The sequence below is a fragment of the Streptomyces smaragdinus genome, from assembly GCF_009604385.1.
Lineage (GTDB): Bacteria > Actinomycetota > Actinomycetes > Streptomycetales > Streptomycetaceae > Streptomyces > Streptomyces smaragdinus.
This window is the reverse complement of record NZ_WEGJ01000011.1, coordinates 47,234-72,448: the sequence shown is the minus strand read 5'-3', so window position 1 is coordinate 72,448 and position 25,215 is coordinate 47,234. Positions and strand designations below refer to the sequence as shown.

Annotated in this window: 22 protein-coding genes; 8 read left to right on the top strand and 14 right to left on the bottom strand. The window is 73.4% G+C overall.

Features of this window, described 5'->3' with window-relative positions; translation table 11 throughout:
* Positions 1–39: 39 nt before the first annotated feature.
* Positions 40–3,129: an AfsR/SARP family transcriptional regulator gene (locus tag SRB5_RS16715; protein WP_153452780.1), complete on the top strand. Its 3,090-nt coding sequence runs from the start codon at positions 40–42 to the stop codon at positions 3,127–3,129.
* Positions 3,130–3,160: 31 nt separating this feature from the next.
* Here the strand turns inward: SRB5_RS16715 and SRB5_RS16710 are convergent, their stop codons facing one another.
* Positions 3,161–4,108, bottom strand: coding sequence for a hypothetical protein (locus tag SRB5_RS16710; protein WP_153452779.1), 948 nt, complete (start codon positions 4,106–4,108; stop codon positions 3,161–3,163).
* A gap of 132 nt (positions 4,109–4,240) precedes the next feature.
* Between SRB5_RS16710 and SRB5_RS16705 the strand changes: the two genes are divergently transcribed.
* The gene (locus SRB5_RS16705) at positions 4,241–4,873 is read left to right on the top strand and encodes a pyridoxamine 5'-phosphate oxidase family protein (RefSeq protein WP_153452778.1); all 633 of its coding nucleotides are present in this window, start codon (positions 4,241–4,243) and stop codon (positions 4,871–4,873) included.
* Between the two features lie 7 nt (positions 4,874–4,880).
* Here SRB5_RS16705 and SRB5_RS16700 read toward each other — a convergent pair whose 3' ends face one another.
* A complete protein-coding gene (locus tag SRB5_RS16700) occupies positions 4,881–5,411 on the bottom strand; it encodes a PadR family transcriptional regulator (RefSeq protein WP_323378018.1) in 531 nt (176 codons plus the stop codon).
* Between the two features lie 123 nt (positions 5,412–5,534).
* Here SRB5_RS16700 and SRB5_RS16695 point away from each other — a divergent pair, with 123 nt between their 5' ends.
* Positions 5,535–6,311 carry an alpha/beta fold hydrolase gene (locus tag SRB5_RS16695; RefSeq protein WP_153452776.1) on the top strand — a complete coding sequence of 259 codons (777 nt, stop codon included), beginning with the start codon at positions 5,535–5,537 and terminating at the stop codon, positions 6,309–6,311.
* A gap of 104 nt (positions 6,312–6,415) precedes the next feature.
* Here the strand turns inward: SRB5_RS16695 and SRB5_RS16690 are convergent, their stop codons facing one another.
* From SRB5_RS16690 to SRB5_RS16670, 5 genes are all read right to left on the bottom strand, one after another.
* On the bottom strand, positions 6,416–7,864 hold the full coding sequence (locus SRB5_RS16690) for an MFS transporter (RefSeq protein ID WP_153452775.1): 1,449 nt from the start codon (positions 7,862–7,864) through the stop codon (positions 6,416–6,418).
* A 115-nt stretch (positions 7,865–7,979) separates the two neighbouring features.
* Positions 7,980–8,225, bottom strand: coding sequence for a hypothetical protein (locus SRB5_RS16685; protein WP_153452774.1), 246 nt, complete (start codon positions 8,223–8,225; stop codon positions 7,980–7,982).
* Between the two features lie 25 nt (positions 8,226–8,250).
* Positions 8,251–8,673 carry a MarR family winged helix-turn-helix transcriptional regulator gene (locus SRB5_RS16680; protein ID WP_153452773.1) on the bottom strand — a complete coding sequence of 141 codons (423 nt, stop codon included), beginning with the start codon at positions 8,671–8,673 and terminating at the stop codon, positions 8,251–8,253.
* Positions 8,674–8,739: 66 nt separating this feature from the next.
* Positions 8,740–9,747: a DNA polymerase Y family protein gene (locus SRB5_RS16675; protein WP_153452772.1), complete on the bottom strand. Its 1,008-nt coding sequence runs from the start codon at positions 9,745–9,747 to the stop codon at positions 8,740–8,742.
* Complete coding sequence (locus tag SRB5_RS16670; RefSeq protein ID WP_153452771.1) at positions 9,744–13,184, bottom strand: DNA polymerase III subunit alpha; 3,441 nt, start codon at positions 13,182–13,184, stop codon at positions 9,744–9,746. Before SRB5_RS16670 ends, SRB5_RS16675 begins: the two co-directional genes overlap by 4 nt.
* A 183-nt stretch (positions 13,185–13,367) precedes the next feature.
* Between SRB5_RS16670 and SRB5_RS16665 the strand changes: the two genes are divergently transcribed.
* From SRB5_RS16665 to SRB5_RS16655, 3 genes are read left to right on the top strand one after another with little or no spacing between them, the layout of a single operon-like run.
* Positions 13,368–13,919 carry an ArsR/SmtB family transcription factor gene (locus tag SRB5_RS16665; RefSeq protein ID WP_228390103.1) on the top strand — a complete coding sequence of 184 codons (552 nt, stop codon included), beginning with the start codon at positions 13,368–13,370 and terminating at the stop codon, positions 13,917–13,919.
* Positions 13,916–15,169 (top strand): MFS transporter, encoded by a 1,254-nt coding sequence (locus SRB5_RS16660; protein WP_323378017.1) that lies wholly within the window; start codon positions 13,916–13,918, stop codon positions 15,167–15,169. Before SRB5_RS16665 ends, SRB5_RS16660 begins: the two co-directional genes overlap by 4 nt.
* A 37-nt stretch (positions 15,170–15,206) precedes the next feature.
* Positions 15,207–15,974 (top strand): nucleotidyltransferase domain-containing protein, encoded by a 768-nt coding sequence (locus tag SRB5_RS16655; RefSeq protein WP_153452769.1) that lies wholly within the window; start codon positions 15,207–15,209, stop codon positions 15,972–15,974.
* A gap of 45 nt (positions 15,975–16,019) precedes the next feature.
* Here SRB5_RS16655 and SRB5_RS16650 read toward each other — a convergent pair whose 3' ends face one another.
* The gene (locus SRB5_RS16650) at positions 16,020–16,643 is read right to left on the bottom strand and encodes a mycothiol-dependent nitroreductase Rv2466c family protein (RefSeq protein ID WP_153452768.1); all 624 of its coding nucleotides are present in this window, start codon (positions 16,641–16,643) and stop codon (positions 16,020–16,022) included.
* Positions 16,644–16,731: 88 nt separating this feature from the next.
* Positions 16,732–17,469: a metallophosphoesterase gene (locus tag SRB5_RS16645; RefSeq protein ID WP_153452767.1), complete on the bottom strand. Its 738-nt coding sequence runs from the start codon at positions 17,467–17,469 to the stop codon at positions 16,732–16,734.
* A 245-nt stretch (positions 17,470–17,714) separates the two neighbouring features.
* On the opposite strand from SRB5_RS16645, the gene SRB5_RS16640 reads away from it, so the two are divergent.
* Entirely contained in the window at positions 17,715–18,452 is a 738-nt protein-coding gene (locus SRB5_RS16640; protein WP_153452766.1) for a metallophosphoesterase family protein, read from the top strand.
* Here the strand turns inward: SRB5_RS16640 and SRB5_RS16635 are convergent.
* On the bottom strand, positions 18,442–19,518 hold the full coding sequence (locus tag SRB5_RS16635; protein WP_153452765.1) for an inositol-3-phosphate synthase: 1,077 nt from the start codon (positions 19,516–19,518) through the stop codon (positions 18,442–18,444). The two genes, SRB5_RS16640 and SRB5_RS16635, sit on opposite strands and share 11 nt — an antisense overlap.
* A 72-nt stretch (positions 19,519–19,590) precedes the next feature.
* Here SRB5_RS16635 and SRB5_RS16630 point away from each other — a divergent pair, with 72 nt between their 5' ends.
* Positions 19,591–20,529 (top strand): ornithine cyclodeaminase family protein, encoded by a 939-nt coding sequence (locus tag SRB5_RS16630; RefSeq protein ID WP_153452764.1) that lies wholly within the window; start codon positions 19,591–19,593, stop codon positions 20,527–20,529.
* A 137-nt stretch (positions 20,530–20,666) separates the two neighbouring features.
* On the opposite strand, the gene SRB5_RS16625 is transcribed toward SRB5_RS16630, so the two are convergent.
* The 4 genes from SRB5_RS16625 to SRB5_RS16610 form a co-directional block, all read right to left on the bottom strand.
* Positions 20,667–21,575: a slipin family protein gene (locus SRB5_RS16625; RefSeq protein ID WP_153452763.1), complete on the bottom strand. Its 909-nt coding sequence runs from the start codon at positions 21,573–21,575 to the stop codon at positions 20,667–20,669.
* Positions 21,576–21,724: 149 nt separating this feature from the next.
* Entirely contained in the window at positions 21,725–22,624 is a 900-nt protein-coding gene (locus SRB5_RS16620) for a S1 family peptidase (RefSeq protein WP_323378016.1), read from the bottom strand.
* Between the two features lie 228 nt (positions 22,625–22,852).
* Positions 22,853–23,692, bottom strand: coding sequence for a S1 family peptidase (locus tag SRB5_RS16615; protein WP_194292945.1), 840 nt, complete (start codon positions 23,690–23,692; stop codon positions 22,853–22,855).
* Positions 23,693–23,829: 137 nt separating this feature from the next.
* Positions 23,830–25,029, bottom strand: coding sequence for a DUF5685 family protein (locus SRB5_RS16610; RefSeq protein ID WP_323378015.1), 1,200 nt, complete (start codon positions 25,027–25,029; stop codon positions 23,830–23,832).
* Positions 25,030–25,215: the final 186 nt, after the last annotated feature.

Genomic DNA, 25,215 nt, shown 5'->3' with positions numbered 1-25,215 from the left:
TCCGGAGTTCGTGACGACCGTGACCCCCCTGGCGGTGTGATGCGCTTTCGGATCCTTGGACGCCTCGACGTCTTCGACGGCACGCGGTGGCTGCAGCTCAGCGCCGCCAAACAACGGGCCCTGCTGGCCCGGCTGATCGTGAACAACGGCCGGTTCGTCTCCAGCGACGCGCTGATCTCCGAGCTGTGGGGCGAGCAGGTCCCCGACTCGGCGGCCAAGTCGCTGCAGGTGTACGTGCACCGGCTGCGCCGCGGTCTGGGCGACGCGGGCGTGGGCCTGCGCACCCGGCCCGGCGGTTACGAACTGGACGTGGCGCCCGGCGACACGGACGCCGACCGGTTCCGCACGCTGGCCGAGAGCGGCCGCGCCGCGCTGGAGGAGGGACGGGCGGAACGGGCCGTCGGGCTGCTCGCCCAGGCGCTGTCGCTGTGGCGCGGCCCGGCGCTGTGCGACGTACCGCCGGGGCCGGTGATCCGCACCGAGGCGGCCCGGCTCGCGGAGTGCCGGCTGACGGTGTGGGAGGGCCTGGCGGACGCGAAGCTGGCCGCCGGGCGCAGCGCCGAACTGGCCACCGAACTGGGCGCGCTGGTCGCCGAACATCCGCTGCGCGAACCGCTGTGGGCCCGGCTGATGCTGGCGCTGCACCGGTCGGGACGGCGCTCGGACGCGCTGCAGGCGTATGTGCGCGCCCGGCGGGTCCTGGTGACGGAGCTGGGCGTCGAGCCCGGCGAGGAGCTGCAGCGGGTGCACGCGCAGGTGCTGGGCACCTCGCGGACGGCCCGCCGGGCGGCGCCCTGTCAGCTGCCCGCCGGGGTACCGGACTTCGTGGGCCGGCGCGAGCCGCTGGCCGCGGTGCAGCAGGCGCTGACGGCGGAGACCCGGGTGCCGCGTGTCGTCGTGGTGACGGGTGTCGCGGGCGCGGGCAAGTCCGCGTTCGCCGTCCACGCGGCGCATCTGCTGCGCGCGGCGTTCCCCGACGGACAGCTGCACACGGATCTGCGCACCGGCGACAACCGGGCGGCCGATCCCTGCGACGCGCTGGCGTCCCTGCTGAAGTCCCTGGGGACGACGGCCACGGCGATCCCGGACGGGCTGCACGAACGCGCCCGCCGCTACCGCGCCGAACTCGCCGACCGCCGCACCCTCGTCCTGCTCGACAACGCGCGGGGCGAACGGCAGGTGCGCCCCCTGCTCCCCGGCACGGGCGGCAGCGCGGTCATCGTCACCAGCCGCGCGGGGCTGGCCGGCCTGGAGGGCGCCGTCCGCATCGACCTGGGGCTGCTGGGCGACGGCGAGGCGCTGGAGCTGCTGGCGCGGGCCGTCGGCGACGACCGGCCGCGGCGCGATCCGGCGGCCGCCGCACGGATCGCCGCGCGGTGCGGCAACCTGCCGCTGGCGCTGCGGATCGCTGGCGCCCGGCTCGCCACCCGCCGCCATCTGTCCCTGCCGCGGCTGGCGGACGCCCTGGACGACGAACACCGGCGGCTGGACGAACTGGTGGCCGGTGACCTCGAGGTGCGCGCCAGCGTGTCGCAGAGCTACGAGACGCTGGACGACGGCGCCCGGCGCGCCCTGCGGCTGCTCGGGCTGCTGGACACCCCGGCGGTGCCCGGATGGGTCGCGGGCGCGCTGCTGGACCGGCCGTCGCCGCGGGCGGAGCGGGCCCTGGACACGCTGGTGGACGCCCATCTGGTGGAGGTCACCGGGCCCGGCTCACCGGACGGCGAGCCGCGCTACCGGCTGCACGACCTCGTCCGGCTGTTCGCGCGCGAACGGGCGGCCGCCGAGGAGTCCGCGGAGGAACGCCGGGCCGCCGTGGGCCGGGTGTACGCGGCGTATCTGGACCTGGCCCGGTCGGCGGAGGCGGCGCTGGGCTCCGGCCTCGGTTCGCCCGCGCACCTGCCGCAGCCCCGCCCGTGGCGCGCGGGGGACGACCGCTTCGCCTCGCCGACGGGTCCGCTGCAGTGGCTGGAGGCCGAGCGTGCGACCCTCTGCGCACTGGTGCGGCAGGCGTCCGCCGCGGGCGACGGGCAGGACGCGGCGGTCGCCTGGCGGCTGGCGTCGTCCCTCGCGGGATACTTCGAGACCGCCGCGCACTTCGACGACTGGCGCGACACCCACGAGACGGCGCTGGCGGCCGCCCGTTCGGCGAAGGACACCCTGGGCACGGCGGTGCTCCACCGGACGCTGGGTGAACTCAACACCGTGCAGGACCGGTACGCCGACGCGGTGACGTCCTTCCGGCAGTCCCTCGCCGCGTACGGACGGCTCCCGTCGCCCCGCGGCGGGCGGCGGCCGGATCCCGGCGAGGCGGCCGCGGCGGCAGGTCTGGGCATGCTGCTGCGGGTACGCGGGCAGTACGGGGCGGCGGTGTCGTGTCTGCGGCGCGCGGTCGGGACCGCGACGGCGGCGGGGCACACCCGGGCGGAGGCGTACGCCCGGTGCGGGCTCGGCAGCCTCCAGCTGGAGCGGGGTGAGCCGGAGGCCGCGCGCAAGGAGTTCGAGCGGGCGCTGGCGCTCTCCCGCAAGGACGGGCATCCGCGCGGCGTCGCCACCGCCGAGCGCTATCTGGGCCTCGTCGCGCTCGCCGAGGGGCGGCTCGACACGGCCCGGGAGCGGGTGGTGCGCAGCCGTGAGCTGTGCGCGGAGTACGGCAACCGGATCGGCGAGGTCCACGCGCTGCACTGGCTCGGCCACATCCTCGACGCGCAGGGCGAGTCGGCCGCCGGGGAGCGGATGATCGACGAATCGCTCGCCGCCTACCGCCGGTTCGGCGAGCACTTCGGGGAGGCCCTGGCGCTGCGTTCGCGGGCGGATCTGCTGCTGCACACGGGACGGGCGGACGCCGCGCTGGAGGCGGTACGGCAGGCGCTGGCCGTGTGGAGCCGGCTGGCGAGCCCGTACTGGACGTCGCGGACCTTCGACCTGCTGGCCCAGGTGCAGGCCGCCTCCGGCGATCTGCGGGGCAAGCACGCCGCCGCGCGGGCCCAGCGCCGTGCGGTCGCGCTACGCGCGTCCGCCGGGCTGTCCCCGGGGCTGGCGGCGTCGCGGACGCCGGAGGGGCGGTCGCTGGGCGGGCATCTGACGCTGGCGGCGGCGGAGGTCAGGCGGGTGCCGGTGCGGACGTAGGCCCCTTTCGGGGTTTGGGGGTTTCAGCGTTTCAGTGGGAGTGGCCGGCGTCGTCGTGGCTGTCGCCGGCCTGCGGCGCCGTGCCCGTACGGACCGTGAAGGCCGCCGTGCGGACCTCGCCCTCGTGCTTGAAGTCGAGGTACAGCCGGTACGTTCCGTCGCTCGGCGCGGTCGCCGCGAAGGAGACCTCCGGGCCGGGCTTCGTGGCGCCGTCGCCGGGCTCGCCGTTCGGGTGGACGTGCAGATAGGCGAGGTCGCCGGTGCGCAGGGCGACGAGATGGCCGTACGCCCCGAGGTAGGGCTGCAGGTCCGTGACGGGCCGGCCGCTCTTCTCGACGTGGAACTTCAGGTCCCGGCCGGCGCCCGCGGCCAGACCGCCGTCGAGGGTGACGGTGTAGCCGTCGACGGTCGCGGTCGTGTCCGGCTCCGGCAGCTTTGCCGGGTTGTACGCGCCCGCCACCGCGAGGTCCGCGCCCAGCGTGAGCGCCTTCGCGCCTTTCGCGGCGGGCTTGAAGTCGGCGAAGACCCGGTAGTCGCCGGCCGTCGGCAGGTTCACGTCGATGCTCCAGGTGCCGTCGGCCGCGCGGACCGGGTGCACATGGCGGAACGTCGACAGGTCGCGGGCGGCGAGGATGAGGTGGAGCTCCTTCTCGTGCTCCTCCTCGTACGCCGTGACGGGCTTGCCGTGCGCGTCGAGGATCGTGAAGGCCAGCTCGCTCTCGCGGTCGGCCCGCAGCCGGCTGGTCCGCAGGTCGAGGGTGTAACCGCCCTCGGACACCTGGAGCCCGCCGGGCACCTCGCCGGCCTCCGCGTGCCCGCCGTGGCCGGTCGCGGTCTCCTCCTCCCCCGCGTGCTCCCCGTGGGCGGCCGGCTCCGCCCCGGCGTCCTCCGGGCCGATCACCCCGCCCACCCCGTACGCCCCGCCGAAGACGACGGCGAGACCGCCGGCGAAGATCCCCGCCTTGACCGCTGTGTTCATGACTCTCTCCCTCTCTCAACAGGACACAGCATACCCCCAGGGGGTATGAAGTCAAGCACTCTCGCCGCCTACGGGGGCCGATCCGTATGATGAACGGGAATCGATCAAGTCATCGAGGTCAGGGGGCCGTACATGGACACCGCCGCATTCGTCGAGGTCACGAGCGAGGACGAACTCCGTTCGCTGCTGGGCGCCCCCATGCCGCAGGCCCTGGCCAAGGAGCGCGACCACCTCACGGAATTCGACCGCGCCTGGCTCGCCCACTCGCCCCTGGCGTTCGTGGCCACGGCGGACGCCGACGGCGCGTGCGACGCCTCCCCGAAGGGGGACCCCGCCGGCTTCACGGTGGTCCTGGACGACCGCACCATCGCCCTCCCGGAACGGCCCGGCAACCGGCGCGCCGACGGCTACCGGAACATCCTGGCCAACCCGCACGTGGGCCTGCTCTTCGTACTCCCCGGCCGGCCGGACACCCTGCGCGTCAACGGACGCGCACGGATCGTGCGGGACGCGCCGTTCTTCGACGACATGACCGTCAAGGGGCACCGGCCCCGACTCGCCCTGGTCGTGGAGATCGAGCAGGTCTTCCACCACTGCCCGAAGGCATTCCTGCGTTCGGGCGCCTGGAAGCCGGAGACCTGGAACCCGGAGGCGGTGCCGAGCCGCGCGCGGCTCGTCAAGGCGCTCGAGGCGGCGGAGCGGTCGCTGGAGGAGCTCGAGGAGTACTACGGCGACTCCTACGCGGAGCGCCTGTACCAGCAGTGACCGGGCGTCAACCGCCCTCCTCCAGTTGCCCGATGACCTCGCGCAGCCACGCCCTCTCCTCCCGCCCGGCGGCCCGGGCCACCCGCAGCATGCCCTGCCGGAACGGGTCGCCGGCGTCCTCCATCCGTACGGGCACGCCGTCCTCGTAGAAGAAGCTGGTCGGCTCCTCGAGGAGTGCCAGCCGCCGCTTCAGCACCGCGGCCTGCGCGGCGGGGTCCTCGAGATGGCGCAGGAACGCCAGCACCACGGTGAAGCGCTGGGTGTCGCTGATCTCGACCGGCTTGGGTGAGCGCAGCCGCTCGCGGAGTCTGGCCCTGCCCTTGTCCATGAGCGACAGCATCCGCCGGGGCGCCGCGCCCGCGCCCGGCTCGGAGTACTCGGCCACCAGACCGGCGCCGACCAGGCGGTTGATCGCCGGGTAGAGCGAGCCGTCGCTGACCGGGCGGACGTGGCCGCTCAGGCCCCTGATCCGTTCCTTGAGCTCATAGCCGTGCAGCGGTCCTTCGTGGAGGAATCCGAGGATCGAGAGCTCCAGCACGTTTTCCACACCCTCTTGCGTCCGGTTGCTCGGGCATGCCATGGTACCTCGTATCGAGATACCTCGAATCGATGTATGAATGTTCCGCGACACGGGATCGCGGACCAGGAGGGGAGCGATCTCATGCGTGACGCCGTGGTGACCGAGGCCGGGGACCGGATCCGGTGGGCGGAGCTGGCCGGGGAGGGGCCCGCCCGGGTCTATCTCTCGGGGCTCGGGGCGACGGCCCCGGCGTACTGGGCGGGGTCGGCGGCGCATCCGCTGCTCGCCGGGCGGCGTTCGCTGCTCGTCGACATGCTGGGATTCGGGGTGAGCGACCGGCCGGCGGACTTCGACTACAGCCTGGAGTCCCACGCGGACGCGGTGGCCGCGGCGCTGCGGTCCGCGGGGGTGTCCGGCGCGGAGGTGATCGGGCACAGCATGGGCGGCGCGGTGGCGATCGTACTGGCCGCGCGGCATCCGGAGCTGGTCGCCCGGCTGCTGGTGGTGGACGGCAACCTCGACGCGCTGGTCCCGACGCGGTCGTCGGCGGGGAGCCGGGGGATCGCCTCGTACGCGGAGGAGGAGTTCGTGCACGGGGGCGGCTGGGAGGCGTTCGGCCGGCTGGCGGGGGCGCACTGGTGGGCGACGATACGGCTGTGCGGGCGGCGGGCGCTGTATCGCAGCGCGGTGGGGCTGACCCGGGGCAGCGCTCCGGTGATGCGCGAGCTGCTGCTCGGGCTGGAAATCCCGCGGACGTTCCTGTGGCCGGAGGAGAACGGCCCGTTCCAGGGGGCCGCCGAACTGGAGGCGGCGGGAGTGCGGATGGTGCCGGTGGCGGACTGCGGGCACAACATCATGCTGGACAACCCCGACGGGTTCGCCCGGGCGGCCCGCGACGCCCTGGGGGTGGCGCCATGAACCGGAGCGGGTTCAGGACATCCGGGGTATCCCGGACCGACACCGACGGCGGCGGCCACCGTCCGCCGGTGGCCGCCGCCGTCTCCCGGTGGCGTGGAGGCGGTTCAGCCGATCGTCTCCCGCCGCCGCTCCTCCGCGGACTCCGCGGACTCCGCAGCCTGCTCGCCGCCGCGCTGTCCGCGCCCCATCAGCAGCGCCGTGAGGACCGCGCCGACGGCGGCCACCCCGGCCGCGCCCAGGAACGCCGCGCTGAAGCCGGAGGTCAGCTCCGGCAGGTTGCCCGGCGAGCCCGCGCCCTGCGAGGTGGCCACGGCGGTCAGGGCTGCCAGCCCCAGCGCCGAGCCGACCTGGTAGGTGGTGTTGACGATGCCCGAGGCCAGACCCACCTGCTCCGGCGGGGCGCCGGCCATCGCCGACATCAGACCGGGGATGTACGCGAGGCTCATCCCGGCCGCCGCGACGAGCGACGCCGGCAGCACGTCCACCACGAAGGTGCCCGTGGACTCCACCGCCGAGAGCCACACCAGTCCGGCCGCCAGGACCAGCAGCCCGCCGACGATCATCTTCTTCGGTCCGAAGCGGCCCATCAGCCGGGCGGTGAGAGTGGTCATGAAGACCATCAGCAGCACGGTCATCGGCAGCAGCGCGGCGCCGCTGGCGAAGGCCCCGTAGCCGAGCACCTGCTGGAGGTAGAGGTTGAGGAAGTACCACATCGGGATCCAGGCGGCGCCCAGCAGCATCATCGCCGCGTTCGCCGGGGCCAGACCCGGGGTGCGCCAGATGCCCAGCGGCATCAGCGGCGCGCGGACGACACGCTGGAGGACCACGAAGGCTCCCAGCAGCGCGGCCGCCCCGGCCAGTTGCACGACGGTGGACGTCGCGCCCCAGCCGGCCTCGGGCGCCCGCACCACGGCGAACACGGCCAGCGCCAGACCCGCGGTGACGGCGACGGCGCCGAGCACGTCCACTCCGCCGCGCCGGGACCCGACGGCGGGGAGCACCTTGGTCGCGGCGAGGGTCGCCAGACCGATCGGCACATAGATGACGAAGACCCAGGGCCAGCTCAGCCATTCGGTGAAGACTCCCCCGAGGAACACCCCCGCGGTGCCTCCGGCCGGAGCGGCGGCCCCGTACAGGGCGAGGGCCTTGCCGAGTTCCTTCGGGTCGTGACTGAAGAGGATCATCAGCAGGGTCATCGCGGCCGGCGCGATCAGCGCCCCGCCGACGCCCTGCACCGCACGGCCGACGATCTCCGCCCAGGCGGTCGTCGCCGCCGCGGCGACGACCGAGCCGGCGATCAGCACGGCCCACCCCGCGGTGAACACCCGCCGGGCGCCGAGCAGATCGGAGAGCCGGCCGCCGAGGAGCAGCAGCCCGCCGAAGGCGACGACGTACGCGTTGAAGACCCACTGCAGGTCGCCCTGCGAGAAGCCCAGATCCCGCTGCATCTCGGGGAGCGCGACCCCGATGATCGAGGTGTCCATGATGACCATGAACTGTGCGGCGGCGAGGACGACCAGCGCCCACCAACGCCGCGGATTGACAGCCGACATGACGGTTTCCCTTCCCGTGAGAGATACCCCCAGGGGGTATCTACGAGAGAAGGTATAACATACCTCCGGGGGGTAGGCAAGAACGATGGAGCGAAGCCGGGCGGACACACGGCGGTCAGCACGTCGGCCAACTGCTCCTCCTCGCGGTCGAGATGCGCCTCCGCCGGGCCAGGGATTCGGCCGGTTCCGGATGGCGGGCCTCGACGGCCGGAAAGACGCCGCGGTCCTCACCGGTGTGGTGGAACTCCAGACCGTGGCAGAACGCGAGGCAGTCGACCCGCAGCAGAACCATCAGGGTGGCTGCCCCGCCGGCGGCGGCCGCGGCCACCTCCGCGCGCAGCAGCGCCGGCTCCTGCCGCATGGCCCCGTGGATCGCCTTGAGCGCCTCAGCGGGGCATGAGCGCCTTCGCGAGCATCGCCGTCAGCCGGCGCCGTTCGTCCTCGTCGAGCACCGCGAACGGGGACCGTGCGGCCACCAGGGCCAGCAGCCGGCGGCGGGCGTCGGCGCCGCGTTCGGTGAGGACGAGGGTCCGTACCCGGCCGTCGCCCGGATACGGCCGCCGCTCCGCCAGGCCCTTCTCCTCCAGCTGGGCGCAGAGCAGCGTGACGTTCGACGGGTCGCAGTGCAGCCGCGCGGCAAGCCTGCCCAGCGGGACGGCGGCGGTGGCGGGGTCGACGACCCACAGCAGGTTGGCCTGCGGCACGGTGAGGCCGAACCCCTCCAGGGCCTCCTGCATGACGCCGGCCACCCATCCGGCCAGGCGCGTCAACTGATCCAGCAGGACCGCCTCTAACTCGTTCGCCGCCACGTGCGCAGCCTACGTCGGTCCCTTACACAAAAGGAGACAGTTATTCGAATAATTCAAGCGAACCCGTCACGCGGCACCAGGCCGCGCGGCCCCCGCCGGATGCGCCGCCCCCGCCCCGAAACGGTCCCGGGCGCGATCGGTGGCGGCCTCGATCCGGCGGGCCCGGGCGTCGGCGGGGTCGAAGGTGAGCTGGTGGGCGGCGAGTTCGGCGGCCGTCAGCTCCTCCGCGCGCAGGGCCACCGACCGGACCCGGGCGCGCTGCAGGCCGAGGCGGTCGTGCAGGTCGTAGGCCAGGGCGGTCAGGGCCTGGGTGTGGGCGGTGGGTTCGGGGAGCTTACGGGTGCGGGTGGTCGTCGAGCGGTCGGCGTAGCGGACGGTGAGGGTCAGGGCGCGGGCCACCTGCCGCTCCGCCCGCAGCCGCAGCCCGAGCCGGTCGGTGAGCGCGAGCAGGGCGGCGCGCCGGCGGTCGTGGTCCAGCTCGTCGTGGCCGAAGCGGTGTTCGGCGCCCAGTGAGCGGGGCGGGGCGGCGGGGGTCACCGGGGTCGGGTCGACGCCGTGGGCGGCGTCGTACAGCCGGCGGCCCGCCGCGGCGCCGAGGATGCGCTGCAGGGTGCCGAGCGGGGTGCCGGCGATCCGGCCGACACTGTCCAGCCCGTACGAGGCCAGGGTGCGGGCCGTCTTGGGGCCGACGCCGTGCAGTGCGGCGGCGGGCTTCGCCGCGAGGAAGGCGGTGACGGCGTCCATGTCGTCGGGGAGGACGCGTACCGCCGAGGGCGGGCCGTCGGCGGCGACCATCCGGGCCAGCAGCGGGTTCGCCGCGATGCCGGCCGTCGAGCGCAGCCCGTACAGCCCCCCGGTGCGCGCCCGGATCCGCTCGGCCAGGGCGACGGCGTCCACCCCGAAGTAGCGCAGGCTCCCGGTGACGTCGGCCAGCGCGGCGTCCGGCGGCAGCGCCTGCACCACCGGGGTGAACTCGGCGAGCAGGGCGAGCAGCCGGTCGTACAGCTCCTGGCCGATAGCGGAGCCGCCGGAGCCGGCGGACGAGCCGTGGAAGTGGATGTACAGCACGCTCATCCCGCGCTCCCCGGGCTCTGGTGCCACAGCTTGCGGCTGTTGCGCACGGACTCGCCGGGGGGCCGGAGATCCGCCCAGGGATGCAGCTCGTACCCCGTCTCCAGCTCGATGCTGCGCCCGTCCGCCACGGTGGCCGAGGGCGCGGGGCCGAGCTCCGTCAGCCGTTCGGTGACCGCGGGCAGTCCGCCGGTGCGGCGCAGTTCGGCGAGCTCTGCCAGGTCCCAGGCGGCGGAGCCGACGACGGAGAGCGCCTTGCCGTTGCCGCCGCCGCGGCGCTGCACGACGCCCCGTACGAGCAGCAGCCAGGAATGGAAGACGGTGTGCGCGCAGGCGTCGTGGCTGTCCTCAAAGAACGCGCAGTCCACCAGCCCGGCCGTGTCGTCGAGGGTGGTGAAGATGACGCGCTTGCCGGAGCGGACCGGCGGCGTCTGCGTCGCCCCCTTGGCCCCCGCCACCAGCACGATCTGCCCGTGCTTCGCCTCCCGCAGCTGCTTCGCGGAGACCACGCCGAGCTCCTGGAGCAGCTCCCGGTGATCGCTCATCAGATGCCGGGAGGCGTCCATGCCGAGCACGCCCAGCTCGGCGCCGAGCCGCTCCGCGTCGTTCAGGTCGGGCAGCTGCGCGGGCGCCACCGTGTCCGGTTCCCCCGCGCCCAGCGTCAGCTGCTCGGGCGAGGTCTTCCCCCGGCCGCGCTGCAGTTCGGCGATGTGCAGCAGCAGGTCACGCCGGTTTTGGCCGAAGCGGTCCAGCGCGCCGACCCGCGCGAGGCGTTCGGCGACGGGACGCGACGGGCGGGCGCGGGCGACGAAGTCCTGCAGCGAGGCGTACGGCCGCCCGGCCACGATCCGCGCCGCCTCCGCCTCGCTCATCCCGTGCACGTCGCACAGGGCGAGCCGGATGCCGTATATACCAGACACCAGTTCGATTCTATAGGCGGAATCCGACACGTTCACGTCCAGCGGAAGGATCGGCACCCCCCACCGCCGCGCGTCCGCGAGCAGCAGCCGCTTCGGGTACATCCCCGGGTCGTGCGTGAACAGCCCGGCGTAGAAGGCCGCCGGATGGTGCGCCTTGAGCCACGCCGACTGGTACGACGGCACGGCGAACGCCACCGCGTGCGCCTTGCAGAACCCGTACGCGCCGAACGCCTCGACGATCTCCCAGGTCCGCGCGATCACCTCGGGCTCGTAGCCGCGCCGCAGCGCCCGCTCCTCGAACCACGCCTTCACCCGCGGCACCTGGTCGGCGCTCGACAGCGCCCGCCGGGCGTAGTCGCCGAAGGCGTAACCGCAGCCGGTCAGTTCGTCGAAGATCCGGATGAGCTGCTCGTGGAAGACCACCACCCCGTACGTCTCCCGCAGCGCGCCCTCCAGCCTCGGATGCGGATAGCGGGGCGCCTGCCGGCCGTGACGCGCCTTGATGAACGGGTCGACCATGTTCGCGGCGACCGGCCCCGGGCGGAAGAGGGAGATGTCGACGACCAGGTCGTGGAAGGTCTCGGGCTGCAGCCGGGCGATCAGATCGCGCTGGCCGGGGGACTCGGTCTGGAAGAGGCCGAGGGTCTGGGACGCCTTGATCAGCTGGTACGCGGCCGGGTCGTCCACCGGCATCGCGTCCAGGTCCAGCCGCTCGCCGGTGGTCCGCTCGATCTCGGTCACGGCGTGCGCGATGGCGGACTGCATCCGCACCCCCAGCACGTCGAGCTTGAGCAGGCCCATGTCCTCGACGTCCTCCTTGTCGAACTGCGACATCGGGAAGCCCTCGCCGCTCGTCGGTACGACGGGGGTGCGGCGCAGCAGGGTGTCGTCGGAGAGCAGGACGCCGCAGGGGTGCATGGCGATCCCGCGCGGCAGCGCGTCCAGGGCCTCGACCAGGTCCCACATCCGCGGGCCGTACGCCTGGGGGTCGATGCCGCGCAGCTCGGGAAGCTCGGTCAGGGCCGCGCGGGCGTCGCGGGCGCGGATGTGCGGGAAGGACTTGGCGAGCCGGTCCACCTCGTCCGGGTCCAGGCCGAGCGCCAGCCCGACGTCCCGGACGGCGTGCCGGACGCGGTAGGTCTCGGGCATGGAGACGGTCGCCACCCGTTCGGGGCCGAAGCGGTCCAGGATCGCGCGGTAGACCTCCAGCCGGCGGGCGGACTCCACGTCGATGTCGATGTCGGGCAGCTCGGCGCGCTGGTCGGAGAGGAACCGCTCCATCAGCAGGTCGTGCTCCACCGGGTCGGCGGTGGCGATGCCCAGGAGGTGGTTGACCAGGGAACCGGCGCCGGAGCCGCGGGCGGACACCCGGATGCCCAGCGCCCGGGTGTCCTCGACGACCTGCGCGACGGTGAGGAAGTACGAGGCGAAGCCCTTGCGCTCGATCAGCCGCAGCTCGTCCTCCAGCCGCAGCCGGCGCCGGCGGTCGTCGTAACGCCGCAGGACCATCGCGGCGTCGCACTTGGAGCGCAGCACCCGCTCCGGGGTCCGGCGCCCGGCGCCGACCAGCCGCGGCTCGGGGAAGTGGACGTGGCCCAGCCGCAGGTCGTCCTCCGGGTCCACCACGCAGGCGGCGGCGGTCTCGGCGGTGACCTCCAGCAGCCGGCGGGCGGCGGCGCGGTCGTAGCCGGCGGCCTCGGCGACCCGTTCGGCGACCTCGGCCATCGCGGCGGCGGGTTTGAGCCAGCGTTCGCCGTTGTCGCGTTCGCCGTGGGCGTCGATGGGGACCAGCCGGCGCGCGGAGTCCAGGACGTCCGCGACCGCGCCCATGCCGGGGTCGGCGTAGCGGACGGCGTTGGTCAGTACGGGCCCGACGCCCTGGTCGGCGGCGAAGCCGAGGGTACGGGCGGCCAGCCGCAGCGACCCGGGACCGGTGCCGGTGCGGCCGTGGCCGACGACCTCCAGGCGCAGGGCGTCGCCGTACCGCTCCCGCCAGGGCGCGAGCAGCCGGGCGGCACGGTCCGGGCGTCCGGCGGCCAGCGCCCGGCCGACGTCGGAGGCGGGGCCGAGCAGCACGGTGACACCCTCGCCGCCGAGGGCCTCCCAGGGCAGCAGGGGCTTGGCGCCGGGGGCCTGGCCGGCGCCGGTCGACGCGTGCGCGACGGTGACCAGCCGGCACAGCTCCGCCCAGCCGCGGGCCCCGTCCCGGGCGAGGATGACGACACGCTGCGCCGATTCGTCGACAAAGGCACCGCCGCGCACGGGGGTGCGCCGGCGCTCGGTACGGCCGGCCGCCTCGGGCCGCTCCGCCACCGCCAGGTCCACGCCGAACAGCGGCCGCACGCCCGCCCCGCCGGCGGCCTTGGCGAAGCGGACGGCGCCGCCCAGAGTGTCCCGGTCGGTCAGCGCCACGGCGTCCATGCCCCGCTCGGCGGCACGCTCGGCGAGCGCCCGGGGGTGGGAGGCGCCATAGCGGGTCGAGTAGCCGGAGGCGGCGTGCAGATGCGTAAATCCGCGCATCCGCACCGCCTCGCCATCGCGCCCGCACCTCCGGGTTTCCGCTGCTCACCCGATGTTTTCGGGGAGCGTGGGACCCACGATAAACCAATTCGCACTGCTGTGCGATTTGCCGCGCCGGGGGCATGTTGATTGGACTGCAAACAGCTCTTTGCAAACAACTCTTTGTGGTCTATGGTGGGCCGTATGACCGATGACGTGGTTCTAGACGCCAAGGGCCTGCGGGCCCTCGCGCACCCGGTGCGCGTCAAGATGCTCTCCCTGCTGCGCAAGCACGGACCGTCCACCGCCACCCGGATCGGCGAGCGGCTCGGCATCAACTCCGGTGCCGCCAGCTATCACCTCCGCCAGCTCGCCGCCGCCGGTTTCGTCGCCGAGGACACCGGCCGCGGCAACGCGCGCGAGCGGTGGTGGCGCGCGATGCACGAGCGGACCCGGTTCGACTACGTGGAGCTGGCCCAGCGGGAGCCCGAGGCGGCGCTCGGCTATCTGCAGTCGGTGGTCTCCGGGTACAACCTGCGCGTCCAGCAGACCCTGGGCGAGGTCCCGACGATGCCCGTGGCCTGGCAGGAGGTCGTGGACATGAGCAACTGGGAGCTGCGGCTGACCCCGGAGCAGGCGGAGCGGATGAAGGGGGAGATGGCCGGCGTCATCGCCCGCTATCAGCGGGAGGGCGGCGACGGCGGGGAGCCGGTCACGCTCATCTCGTACGTGCTGCCCTCCCCGGAGCAGTCGTGATACGCCGCCGGCCGCTGACGGGGTTACTCGCCGCCGTCACGGTCTCCCTCACCGGCTCCACGGTCGCCGCGCTCGCCCTGCCGTGGTTCGTCTGGTCCACGACCGGCAGCGCGACCCGGATGGGCGTCGTCGCCTTCGCCGAGGCGACGCCCTATGTCCTGGTGAAGGCCCTGGGCGGGCCGTTCGTGGACCGGTACGGGCCGCGCCGGATCTCCTGGGTCAGTGATCTGGCGAGCGCCGCGGCCATGGCGGCGGTGCCCGTGCTGCACGCACTGGGGGTGCTGTCGTTCGGCGTGCTGCTCGGTCTCGTCGCCCTGATCGGGGCGGCGCGCGGGCCGGGGGACACGGCGAAGGAGGTGATGGTGCCGGAGGCCGCGCGGCGCGGCGCGGTGCCGCTGGAGCGGGCGACGGGGCTGCTGGGCGGGGTGGAGCGGCTGTCCGGCACGCTGGGGCCGGTGGCGGGCGGTGCGCTGGTGGCGCTGGCCGGGGAGATGGCGGCGCTGGGGGTGAACGCGGCGCTGTTCGTGCTGGGTTCGCTGCTCGTCGCGGGGGCGCTGCCGCGCGGGATGGGCGGGGCGGCGCCGGCGTCGGACGGCGGGTATCTGCGGCGGCTGGGCGAGGGGCTGGCGCTGCTGCGCGGCGACCCGCTGCTGCTGACGCTGGTCGTGATGCTGGCGGTGACCAATCTGCTGGACGCGGCGACGATGGTGCTGGTGCCGCTGTGGGTGTACGGGGCGGGGCACTCCCCCGCGGCGCTGGGGACGCTGCTGGCGGTGTGGAGCGGCGCGGCACTGGCGGGCAGCCTGCTGGCGGCGGGGGTGGCGCACCGGCTGCCGCGGCGGGTGGTGTTCTTCGCGGGGTTCGTGCTGGGGAGCGTGCCGAAGTACCTGGTGCTGCTGCTGGACGCGCCGCTGTGGGCGGTGGCGGGGGTGTTCGTCGTGGGCGGTTTCGGCGTGGGGTTCGTCAATCCGGTGATCGGCGCGGTGATGTTCGAGCGGATCCCCGGTCCGCTGCTGGGCCGTGCCCAGGCCCTGGGCGGGGCGCTGTCCTTCGCCGGCATCCCCCTGGGGCGGCTGCTGGGCGGCGCGGGCGCGGGTCTGCTGGGGCTGGCGCCGGTGCTGGCGCTGGTGGGCCTGGTGTACGCCGCGACGATCGCGGTGTCGGGGCTGCGGCCGGAGTGGCGGTCGATGGACCGGGGGCAGGAGCGGGAGCGGGAGAAAATCCCGGGCGTCCCGGCGGAGATCACCTAGGCTCGACGGACCCGAACCCCCGTGAAGGAGCCATCCCTTGCTCGTCCAGGAAGAGCTCATCGCCCGCACCCGCCGGCTCTGCGCCACCGACGGGCGGCTGGACGCGGCGCTCATGTACGGGTCGTTCGCCGCCGGTGAGGGGGACGCGTACAGCGACATCGAGTTCTGGCTGTTCTTTGACCCCGCGCGGCTGGCGGAGGTCGATCCGCGGGAGTGGTGCGAGCGCGTCGCGCCGGTGCGGCATCTCGTGCTGAACGAGGTCGGGACGTACGTGGCCTTCTTCCCGGGGCTCGTCCGCGGCGAGTTCCACTTCGTCGCCACGGACGCCATCGCCGGGGTCGCCCACTGGCCGGCGCGCGGGGCGGCGGTGGAGCGGATGGTCGTCAAGGACCGCACCGGGGAGCTGACGCCCGTACTGGAGGGGCTGCCGGACTCCGCGGAGGAGGGGGACGCCGAGGCGCTGTGCGGGCGGTTCGCCAACTGGCTGCTGCTCGCGCATCATGTCGCCGCGCGCGGCGAGCTGCTGCGGGCGTGGGACGCGCTGGGCGCCGTACAGCGGCATCTGCTGTGGCTGACCCGGCTGCACGAGGGCGCCGTCCGGCACTGGCTGACCCCGTCGCGCGGCGCGGAGGGGGAGCTGTCCGGCCCCGCGTACACGGCGCTGGCCGAGGCCACGGCGGGCGCCGCGGACGTCGACCGGGCGCTGGCCGCCGCCTGGCGGACGGGGCGCGCGCTGTGGCGGGAGCTGGGGGTGCCGGTGCCGGAGGAGCTGTTCGGCGAGCTGGACCGGGCGCTCGGGCAATAGGACCCGTGCCGGGCTCCCCCGCGGGAACCCGGCTCGGGGCGGACGTCAGTCGAAGCTCAGGCCACCCGTCCGGGTGCGCTTGAGCTCAAAGAACTGCGGGTAGCTCGCCAGCGCCAGCGCGCCGTCGAAGATCTTCACGGCCACCTCGCCGCGCGGGATCGCGCTGAGCACCGGGCCGAAGAAGGCGACGCCGTCGATGTGGATCGTGGGCGTGCCCACCTCCTCGCCGACCGGGTCCATGCCCTCGTGGTGGCTCTTGCGCAGGGCCTCGTCGTACGCGTCCGAATCGGCGGCCGCCGCGAGCTCCGCCGGCAGACCGACCTCCGCGAGGGCCTCGGCGATCACCGCGGGGTAGTCCTTGTTGCCCTGGTTGTGTATCCGGGTGCCCATCGCCGTGTACAGATCACGGAGCACCTCCTCGCCGCGCTCCTGGGCGGCGGCGATCGCGACGCGGACCGGGCCCCAGGCCTTGTCCAGCAGCGTGCGGTAGTCCTCCGGGAGGTCACGGCCGTCGTTGAGCACGGACAGGCTCATCACCCGGAACCGCAGGTCTATGTCACGCTGCTTCTCGACCTCGAGGATCCACCGGGAGGTGATCCAGGCGAACGGGCAGACCGGGTCGAAGTAGAAGTCGACCTTGGGCTTGGCGGTCTCGGCGGCAGCCGTCATCGGGGTGTCTCCCTGGTGGTGTCAGCAGTCAATCATCCGTGTCCAACAACACGTGACGCCGATCTCATTCCGCCCGGACGCCACGAATTCACGGCACGACGCGGAAGTGCGTCATCAGCCGCCGGTCGTCGCCCAGGACGTGGAACGCCACCCCGGGCGGCGCCGCGAGGTCCGCGAACGTGTCGCCCGGCTCCCACGGCAGCCGGATGGTGTTGACGACGCCGGGGCCCGTCACCACCGGCCGGCCCGCGAACAACGAGGCGCCGGCGCTGTGCACATGGCCGGTGATCACGGCGGCCACCTCGGGCCGGGACGCGAGGACGGCGGCCAGCTCCCGCGGCCGCTGCAGCCCCATGGTGTCGGCGACCGGGTGGTGGATGTCGACGGGCGGCTGGTGGAAGGCGAGGAGCGCCGGTACGGAGCCGCCGAGCTCGTCGAGGGTGGCCCCGATCCAGGCGGCGGTCTCCGGGGAGAGGACGCCCTCGTCGCGGCCGGGGACGGTCACGTCGGCCATCAGGATCGCGGTGCCGGCGACGTGGTGCAGCCGGTTGACGGGCTCCTCGGAGGGGGACTCGCCGAGCAGCGCCTTGCGGTACGCGGCGCGCCGGTCGTGGTTGCCGGGGCAGGTGAGTACGGGGAAGGGCGCCCGCAGCAGCTCCGCGGCCTCCTCGTACTCGGCCTGGGCCCCGTGGTCGGCGATGTCGCCGGTGACGAGGAGGGCGTCCAGCGGGAGGGCGCGGAGGTAGTCCATGACCCGGGCGGCGCGCTCGTGGGCGCGCTCCCCTCCGTCGAGATGCAGATCGCTGATCTGGGCGAGCAGAACCATGAACACAACCCCCTAATGGATTGACTCCCCACAACCATTAGGACCCTATCAGCGGTGGCTCGTCCGCCGCGAGACCCCCGCCCGCGCCGACCGTCAGTCCGAGGTGACGCCGCTCGCGGTGGTCAGCGCGTACGCCCACCGCACGACGCGGAGCCGCCCGCCCGGGGACAACCCCCGACCCCCCGGCACTATGCCCGCAGCTAAGCGCCTTCCCCCGCCGCCTCCCCGGCCGTCACCCTGGAGGCATGATCATCGCCGTTCTCTCCGACATCCACGGTGTGCTCCCCGCCCTCGAGGCGGTCCTCGCCGAGCCCGACGTCCACCGCGCCGATCTGATCGCCCTCACGGGGGACATCGCCTCCGGACCGCTCCCCGTCGAGACCCTCGACGTCCTCACCGCGCTCGGCGAACGGGCGCTGTGGATCTCGGGGAACGGCGAACGGGAGGTGGTCGGGCACCGGCGGGGCGAACCCGCCACCGATCCCGTCACGGCGTGGTCGGCGGAGCAACTGCGCCCCGACCAGGTGGACCTGCTCGCCGGGCTGCCGAAGACGGCGGCCGTCGGCGGCACCCTGTTCTGTCACGCCACCCCCCGCGACGACGTGGAGACGGTCCTCGTCGACTCCTCCTCCGCCCGCTGGTCCGACGTCCTCGCCGGGGTGGCGGCGGACGTCGACACGATCGTCTGCGGCCACACCCACGTACCGTTCGTCCGCCTCGCCCACGGCCGGCTCGTCGTCAACCCGGGCAGCATCGGCATGCCGTACGGCCGCAGCGGCGCGCACTGGGCGCTGCTGTCGCCGGACGGCGGTGTGACGCTGCGGCGCACGGAGTACGACTACGCCGCCGCCTGCGCCCGCATCACCGCCGCCTCGGGCTATCCGGACGCCGCCGCCTGGGCCGACGAGTACGTGTACGCCCGCAACTCGGCGGAGGACGCCCTCGAGGCCTTCGGTCCGCTGGACGGACGGATCACTCCGTGAGCGAGGTGGGCGAGGTGAGCGCCGCCAGCCCCCGGCCGATCTCGTCGTCCGCCAGCGGTGTCGGCGGAGCCTTCATCAGCTCCGCCGACACCGGGTCGACGACACCGCCCAGACCGCGGTCCATCGCCAGCCGCAGATAGCGCACGGCGTCGAGCACCTTCCCCGCGGCGCTCGGGGAGTCCTCGACCTTCATCCGTACGTCGATCTCGAACGGCGTGCCGCCGAACGCCTCGGCGTCGACACGGATATGAGCGATCTTGCTGTCCTCGAGATACGGGATGTAGTCCGCGCCGACGTGCCCGGACGCGGCCCCCATCCCCTGCGCCTTGGTCGCCTTCTTGCTCAGCATCCGCTCGGGGTCCTGCATGTTGAGGAAGTCCATGTTGCCGCCGGCGAGCAGCTGGTACGTCGACCGCAGCCGCACCCCGTTGCGGGCGAGTACGTCGAGCAGCGCGCGGTGCACGGCCGTCGCGCCGAACTGGCTCTTCAGATCGTCGCCGGCGAGCGGCAGCCCGGCGGCGGCGAAGCGCTCCGCCCACCGCGGGGAGCGGGCGATGACGGCGGGCATGCAGTTGACGTACGCGCAGCCGGCGCGCAGGGCGGCCTCCGCGTAGGCCTCGGCGGCGCGCTGGGCGCCGACGGGGAGGAAGTTGACCAGTACGTGCGTACCGGTGTCCCGCAGCCGCCCGGCGATGTCGTCGACGCCGGCCTCGCCCCGGGCGTCGACGTGGCCGGCGGTGGACTCCCCCACGCCGTCCTCCAGCACACCGTCCGCGACCTCGACGCCGAGCGGCGGCACGTCGGCGAACCGCAGCGCGTTGTTGGGCTCCGCCCCTATCGCGTCCGCCAGATCCCGGCCGACCTTGCCGGCGTGCACGTCGAAGGCGGCGGTGAAGCGGACGTCGCCGACGGCGTAGCCGCCGAGGACCGGATGCTGCAGCCCGGGCGCGCCGGCCTCCGCGTCCGCGTAGTACCGCACGCCCTGCACCAGCGACGACGCGCAGTTGCCGACCCCGACAAGACCCACGTTGACCGTACCGGCCCCGTCCGCCCGGACTTCCGCCATGACCGCTCCCCTTCGCCGATGTGGATCATCGAAGCGTAACCTGCGGGAGATCACCGCCGAAGGGACGCCGCCATGACCCTGCTGCTGTCCGCCTCCGCACTGCGCCGGGTGCTCGACACGGACACGTGCCTGACGGCCCTGCGCGACGGTTTCACCGCGGCGCCCTCCGGCATCGCCCCGCAGCGCGTCCGTACGCCCCTCCCCGCCCCGGGGACGGCGACGGCGCTGATTCCCGGTCTGGTGCCGGGCGTCCCGGCGTACACGGTGAAGGTCAACGCCAAGTTCCCCGGCGCGGATCCGGCGCTGCGCGGGGTGGTGTGCCTGCACGACCTGGCGTCCGGCGAACTGCTGGCGCTGCTCGACTCGGCGACGGTCACGGCGTGGCGCACGGGCCTCGCGGCGGCCCTCGGCACCCACGCCCTGGCCCGCCCCGACGCGTCGTCGGTGACCGTGATCGGCGCGGGAGCGCAGGCGGAGCTGGTGCTACGGGGCCTCGCGGCGCTGCGCCCACTGGGCCGGCTGACGGTGGTGGACCTGGACCCGGCGAGGGCGGAGGCGTTCGCGGCCCGCCACGGCCGGGCCCTGTCCGTCGAAGCGACGACGGACGGGGACCCGTCCCGGGCGGCCCGCACGGCGGACATCACGATCACGGCGACCTGGTCCCGCCGCCCCTTCCTGGACACCGCGGACATCCCCCCGGGCGCCCACGTCACGGCCCTGGGCGCGGACGAACCGGGAAAGGCGGAACTGACCCCGGGCCTGCTCGGCACGGCATACGTGGTGGTGGACGACCCCAGCCTGGCGTCGGCGTCAGGAGCCCTGCGGAACACGGACGTCACCCCCGCCACCACCCTCACAAAGGCCCTCCGCACCCCACCACCCCGCGCCCCCGGGGCGATCACGGTCTACGCCCCCGTGGGCCTCCCCTGGCAGGACCTGGCCCTGTCCTGGCCGGCGTACGAACGCGCCCTCGAACAGGGCGAGGGCACGCACTTCGACTTCCTGACCTGACGAGGACAAGGGCGCGAGCGGACAGTCAGGCAAGATGACGCGGAACTTGATGCGAAGCGATGCGAAACAGAACGCCCCCATCCCAGCCCGCCCATTCCAGCCCGTCCGGCGTTTGAGGACAAGGCGCGAAGCGCCGATTACCCCTGCTGCGGCGGAGCCGAATCCTCGTCCCCGGACTCCGGCACCAGCCCCTCCAACTCCGGCAACGGATCCGCCGCCCGCAAGGGCTCCACCGGCTCCTCGACGGTAACGGGAGAAACGTCGGAAGAGGGGGCAGGGGCGGGAGCCCCAGGAGCCCGCTCAAGGAACCGAAGCAACTCAACCGGAATGGGCAGCACCAACGTGGAGTTCTTCTCGGCAGCCACCGCCATCACGGTCTGCAGCAACCGGAGCTGCAGAGCGGACGGCGTGTCGGACATCTGCTGCGCCGCCTGCGCCAGCTTCTTCGACGCCTGCAGCTCCGCGTCCGCGTTGATGACCCGGGCCCGCCGCTCACGGTCCGCCTCGGCCTGCCGGGCCATCGACCGCTTCATCGTCTCCGGCAGCGACACGTCCTTGATCTCGACCCGGTCGATCGTCACGCCCCACTCGACGGCCGGACTGTCGATCATCAACTCCAGCCCCTGGTTGAGCTTCTCCCGGTTGGACAGCAGATCGTCCAGCTCGCTCTTGCCGATGATCGACCGCAGCGACGTCTGCGCCATCTGCGACACCGCGAACCGGTAGTCCTCCACCCGCACGATCGCGTCCGTGGCCTTGACGACCTGGAAGTAGACGACCGCGTCCACCCGCACCGTCACGTTGTCCCGTGTGATGCCCTCCTGGGCCGGGATCGGCAGCGTGACGATCTGCAGATTGACCTTCCGCATCCGGTCGACGAACGGCAGGATCATGGTGAACCCGGGCTGCTTCTCCTGTGGCCTCAGCCTGCCCAGCCGGAAGACCACGCCCCGCTCGTACTGCTTGACCACCTTCCCGGCGGCCATCACATACACCGCTGCGGCAGCCGCGAGGGCCACCACCCCGATAATCAGCGCCTCGAGCATCGTCGCCCCCTGGCGTGCGCGGAATGTCTCCCTTTACGGCAATGGTAACGCCGCCACCACCACGGCCGACAGGCCCGGGAGCCGCGCAAAAAGGAGCCGCGCAACGGGGGCCCGCGGGGGAAGGCGCCCCCCGCGGGCCCCGGTGACCGTCAGAACACGCTCACGCCGTACGCGGTGAGCGCCTCCCGTACCGGCTGGAAGAAGGTCGTACCGCCGGACGAGCAGTTGCCGCTGCCGCCCGACGTCAGCCCGAGGGCCGTCGACCCGGCGAAGAGCGAGCCGCCGGAGTCGCCGGGCTCCGCACACACGTTCGTCCGGATCAGACCGCCGACGATGTCGCCGCCGCCGTAGTTGACCGTGTAGTTGAGACCCGTCACGGACCCGCTGCGCACACCCGTGGTCGAGCCGCTGCGCTGTACGGTCTGCCCGACACTGGCGTCACCCGCGGCGGTGATGTCCCGGGAGGTTCCGTTGTACAGGTTGACCGTGCCGGGGTGGGCGAGCGCCGTATTGCTGTAGCGCACGAGACCGTAGTCGTTGCCGGGGAAGCTGGAGCCGGCCGTGGGGCCGATGACCGTGGTGTGGGCGGAGTTGGTGTACCAGGTGCCGGCGCCGTCCGTGCAGTGACCGGCGGTGACGAAGAAGTACTGGCCGGCGCTGTTGCGGACGTTGAAGCCCAGCGAGCAGCGCCAGTTCGACGCGTAGATCGCCTGGCCGCCGTCGATGTAGCTGCGCAGGGTGCCCTTGATGCGCTCGACCTTCACGGCGTCGGTTCCCGCGGCCTTCTTCAGCCCGGCGATCTGGGCGGACGAGACGTTCTGGTCGACGGCGACGACGAGCGTGCCGGTCGAGGCGTCGACGCTCCAGGCGGTGCCGGCGACGTTCGCGTCCAGCAGGCCGGCGCTCGCCCTGGCGAGGGTGCTCGCCGAGGCGGTCGGCGCGGGGTCCGCGGTGGCCGCGGGCAGTGCGGCGACGGACGCCAGGACGGCGGCGGACGCGACGGCGAACAGCTTGATCCTGCGGTGGGGGGATTGGCGCTTCATCCTCACTCTCTCCTCCGAGTCGACTCGGGGACCCGTCGTTCCCGGGTCCGTGAGGCGCAGCCGGGAAACAGCACTTTCGCCGTGCCCCTGACAAGCGCTAGGGGGGAGTATGCGCGCGTAGAACCACGGGCACAAGGGCTTGCTCCGCTTCCCCGGGCGCACGCCCCCGGCACGCGCGAAGCCTCCCGGAGGCACGGAATTCCGCGCCTCCGGGAGGCTTCGTACCGCTGTTCGTCAGTAGATGGTCACCCCGTACGCGGAGGCCGCCTCCCGCACCGGCTGGAAGAACGTCGTACCGCCGGACGAGCAGTTGCCGCTGCCGCCGGACGTCAGCCCGAGCGCCTTGGTCCCGTCGTACAGCGCGCCGCCCGAGTCACCGGGCTCGGCGCAGACCGTGGTCTGGATCAGACCGCGGACGGTGCCGTCGCCCTGGTAGCGCACCGTCACGTTGAGCGCGGTGACCTTGCCGGTCTTCGTGCCGGTGGTGGAGCCGCGGCGGGTCACGGACTCACCGACGACCGGGTCGGCGACGGTGAAGCCGCCGGGGTGGGCGAGCGAGGTGTTGTCGTAGCGCACCAGCGCGTAGTCGTTGCCGGGGAAGCTGGAGCCCTGGGTGGCGCCGATCAGCGTGGTCTGACCGGAGTTGGCGTACCAGGTGCCGACCACGTCGCCGCAGTGTCCGGCGGTGAGGAAGTAGTAGACGCCGCCCTTGACGACGTTGAAGCCGAGCGAACAGCGGTAGCCGTTGCCGTAGATGGCGTCACCGGCGGCGAGCAGCGGTTTGAACTCACCGGTCGTCCGGTGGACGGTCACGGCGTCACCGTACTTCGCCGTGGTGTTCTTCACCCGGGCGAGCTCGGCGGCGGAGACGGTGCTGTCGACGGTGACCTGGAGTGCGCCGTCGGCACCCTTGCCCCAGGCCATACCCCCGATCCCGGTGGCGTCGACCGCAGCGGCGGCGCCCGCGGCCCGCTCGGCCTTGTTCGGTGCCGCGTGTGCCGCGGGCAGCACCGACCCGGCGGTGAGCAGCGCGGAAGCTATCGCGGCGGCGACGGTGATGCGCTTGAGCCTCAACTCGGCCTCCTCAGGCGTAGGCGAGCCAGAGGCAATCTAGACGTGCCCCTGACAAACGCTGAGGGGAGTATCACCCTCCGCCCGGACGCACACAAGACCACCGGCCGGGGACCGATTCCCCGGCCGGCGACCCTCGTTCAGCAGCTGCAGTCGCAGCAATCGCACCCGTCGCAGCAGTCACAGCAGTTGCAGCAGTCACCGCACCCCGAGCAGTCGCAGTCGCACTTGTGACACGCGCCCTCGCGCCGCTGCCCGGTCCACGGATCGTTGAACTCGCCGGCACAGCACACCTGGCACGAACACATCAGCCCCGCGAAGACCAGACACCCCATCAGCAGCCCGCGTCCGCGCGGCGGCTCCGGCGGCGGCATCCCCGGTCCGCCGGGACCGCCGGGCGGATTCGCGTACGGATTGTCCCCGGGCGGCGCGTACGGATTGTGGGGCGGCGGCGCGTACGGACCGGAGGCCCGCGGATGCGCGTACGCCGGTCCGAACACCCGGTCCACCGAGTGCGGCAGCTCGTGCACCAGCAGCCGGTGCGCCAGCGCGCCGTCCTCGAACTCGACCTCCGCGAGCGCCAGCCGGATGCCGTGCAGCGCGTCGCCGCACAGCCGGCGCACCTCGGTGAGCTCGGTGCCCGTCGCCGCGATCGGGTTCCACGCCCCGCTCGCCGCGTCCGCGTGCAGGTCCTCGGCGGCGTCCAGCAGATGGGCGAGCCGGCCGAAGAGCCGTCCGGCCTCGGCGAGCGGCGCCCGGTTGCCCGGCCGTCCGGCGAGCACGGCGGTGTGCGCGAAGGCGGCGGCCGTCGCGGTCTCCGTGGGCTCGGTGACGGCGAGCAGCGGCGTACCCACCACGGCCAGGCGCTCGAGCTCCGGCTGGCGCGCCACGGCGTCGAGGAGTACGGCGGTGTCGAAGCCGAGTTCGCCGCCCGTACGGGCACCGCCCCGGTCCCAGGTCTGCGCGACACGCCCGGCGAGCGCGGCGATCCGCGGACGGGCCAGCAGCCCGTCGCGGTCGGCGACATGGTCGCGGACCTTGGCGGAGGCCAGCACCAGCGAGACGGCCGCGGCGAGCCGCGCGCCCTCGCCCCGCGCCACGTCCGCGGTGCGCATACCGCGCAGCGGGCAGGGGCCCGCCTTGCGGCGCTGCTTGCTCTCCGGCGGGGTCTGAGCCTCCGTCAGCACGCTGATGACCAGGCCGTCGTAGTTGGTCGCGACACGCGCGAACTGCCCGTGATCACTCCGGAGCGCGAGACACAACCCACACAGATGAGCCACCCACGACGTGTGCAGTTTCTCCGAAAGCCGGTGTCTGCACGGCCGAATGATTCCGAACACAGTCCCCCCGCCAGTTCAAAGCCGCTAAAGGCTTCACCCGTTCGCCACACCCTCACCCGGTCGGCCCAGGATAGAGTAATCGACGCACCGTCAGCCGTGTTGATCAGCAAAGACTCTTACCTGACGGCATCCGAACTGCACCAGGTCTGTCACGAATCGCCCGCCAGGTAACAATACGATTGACGC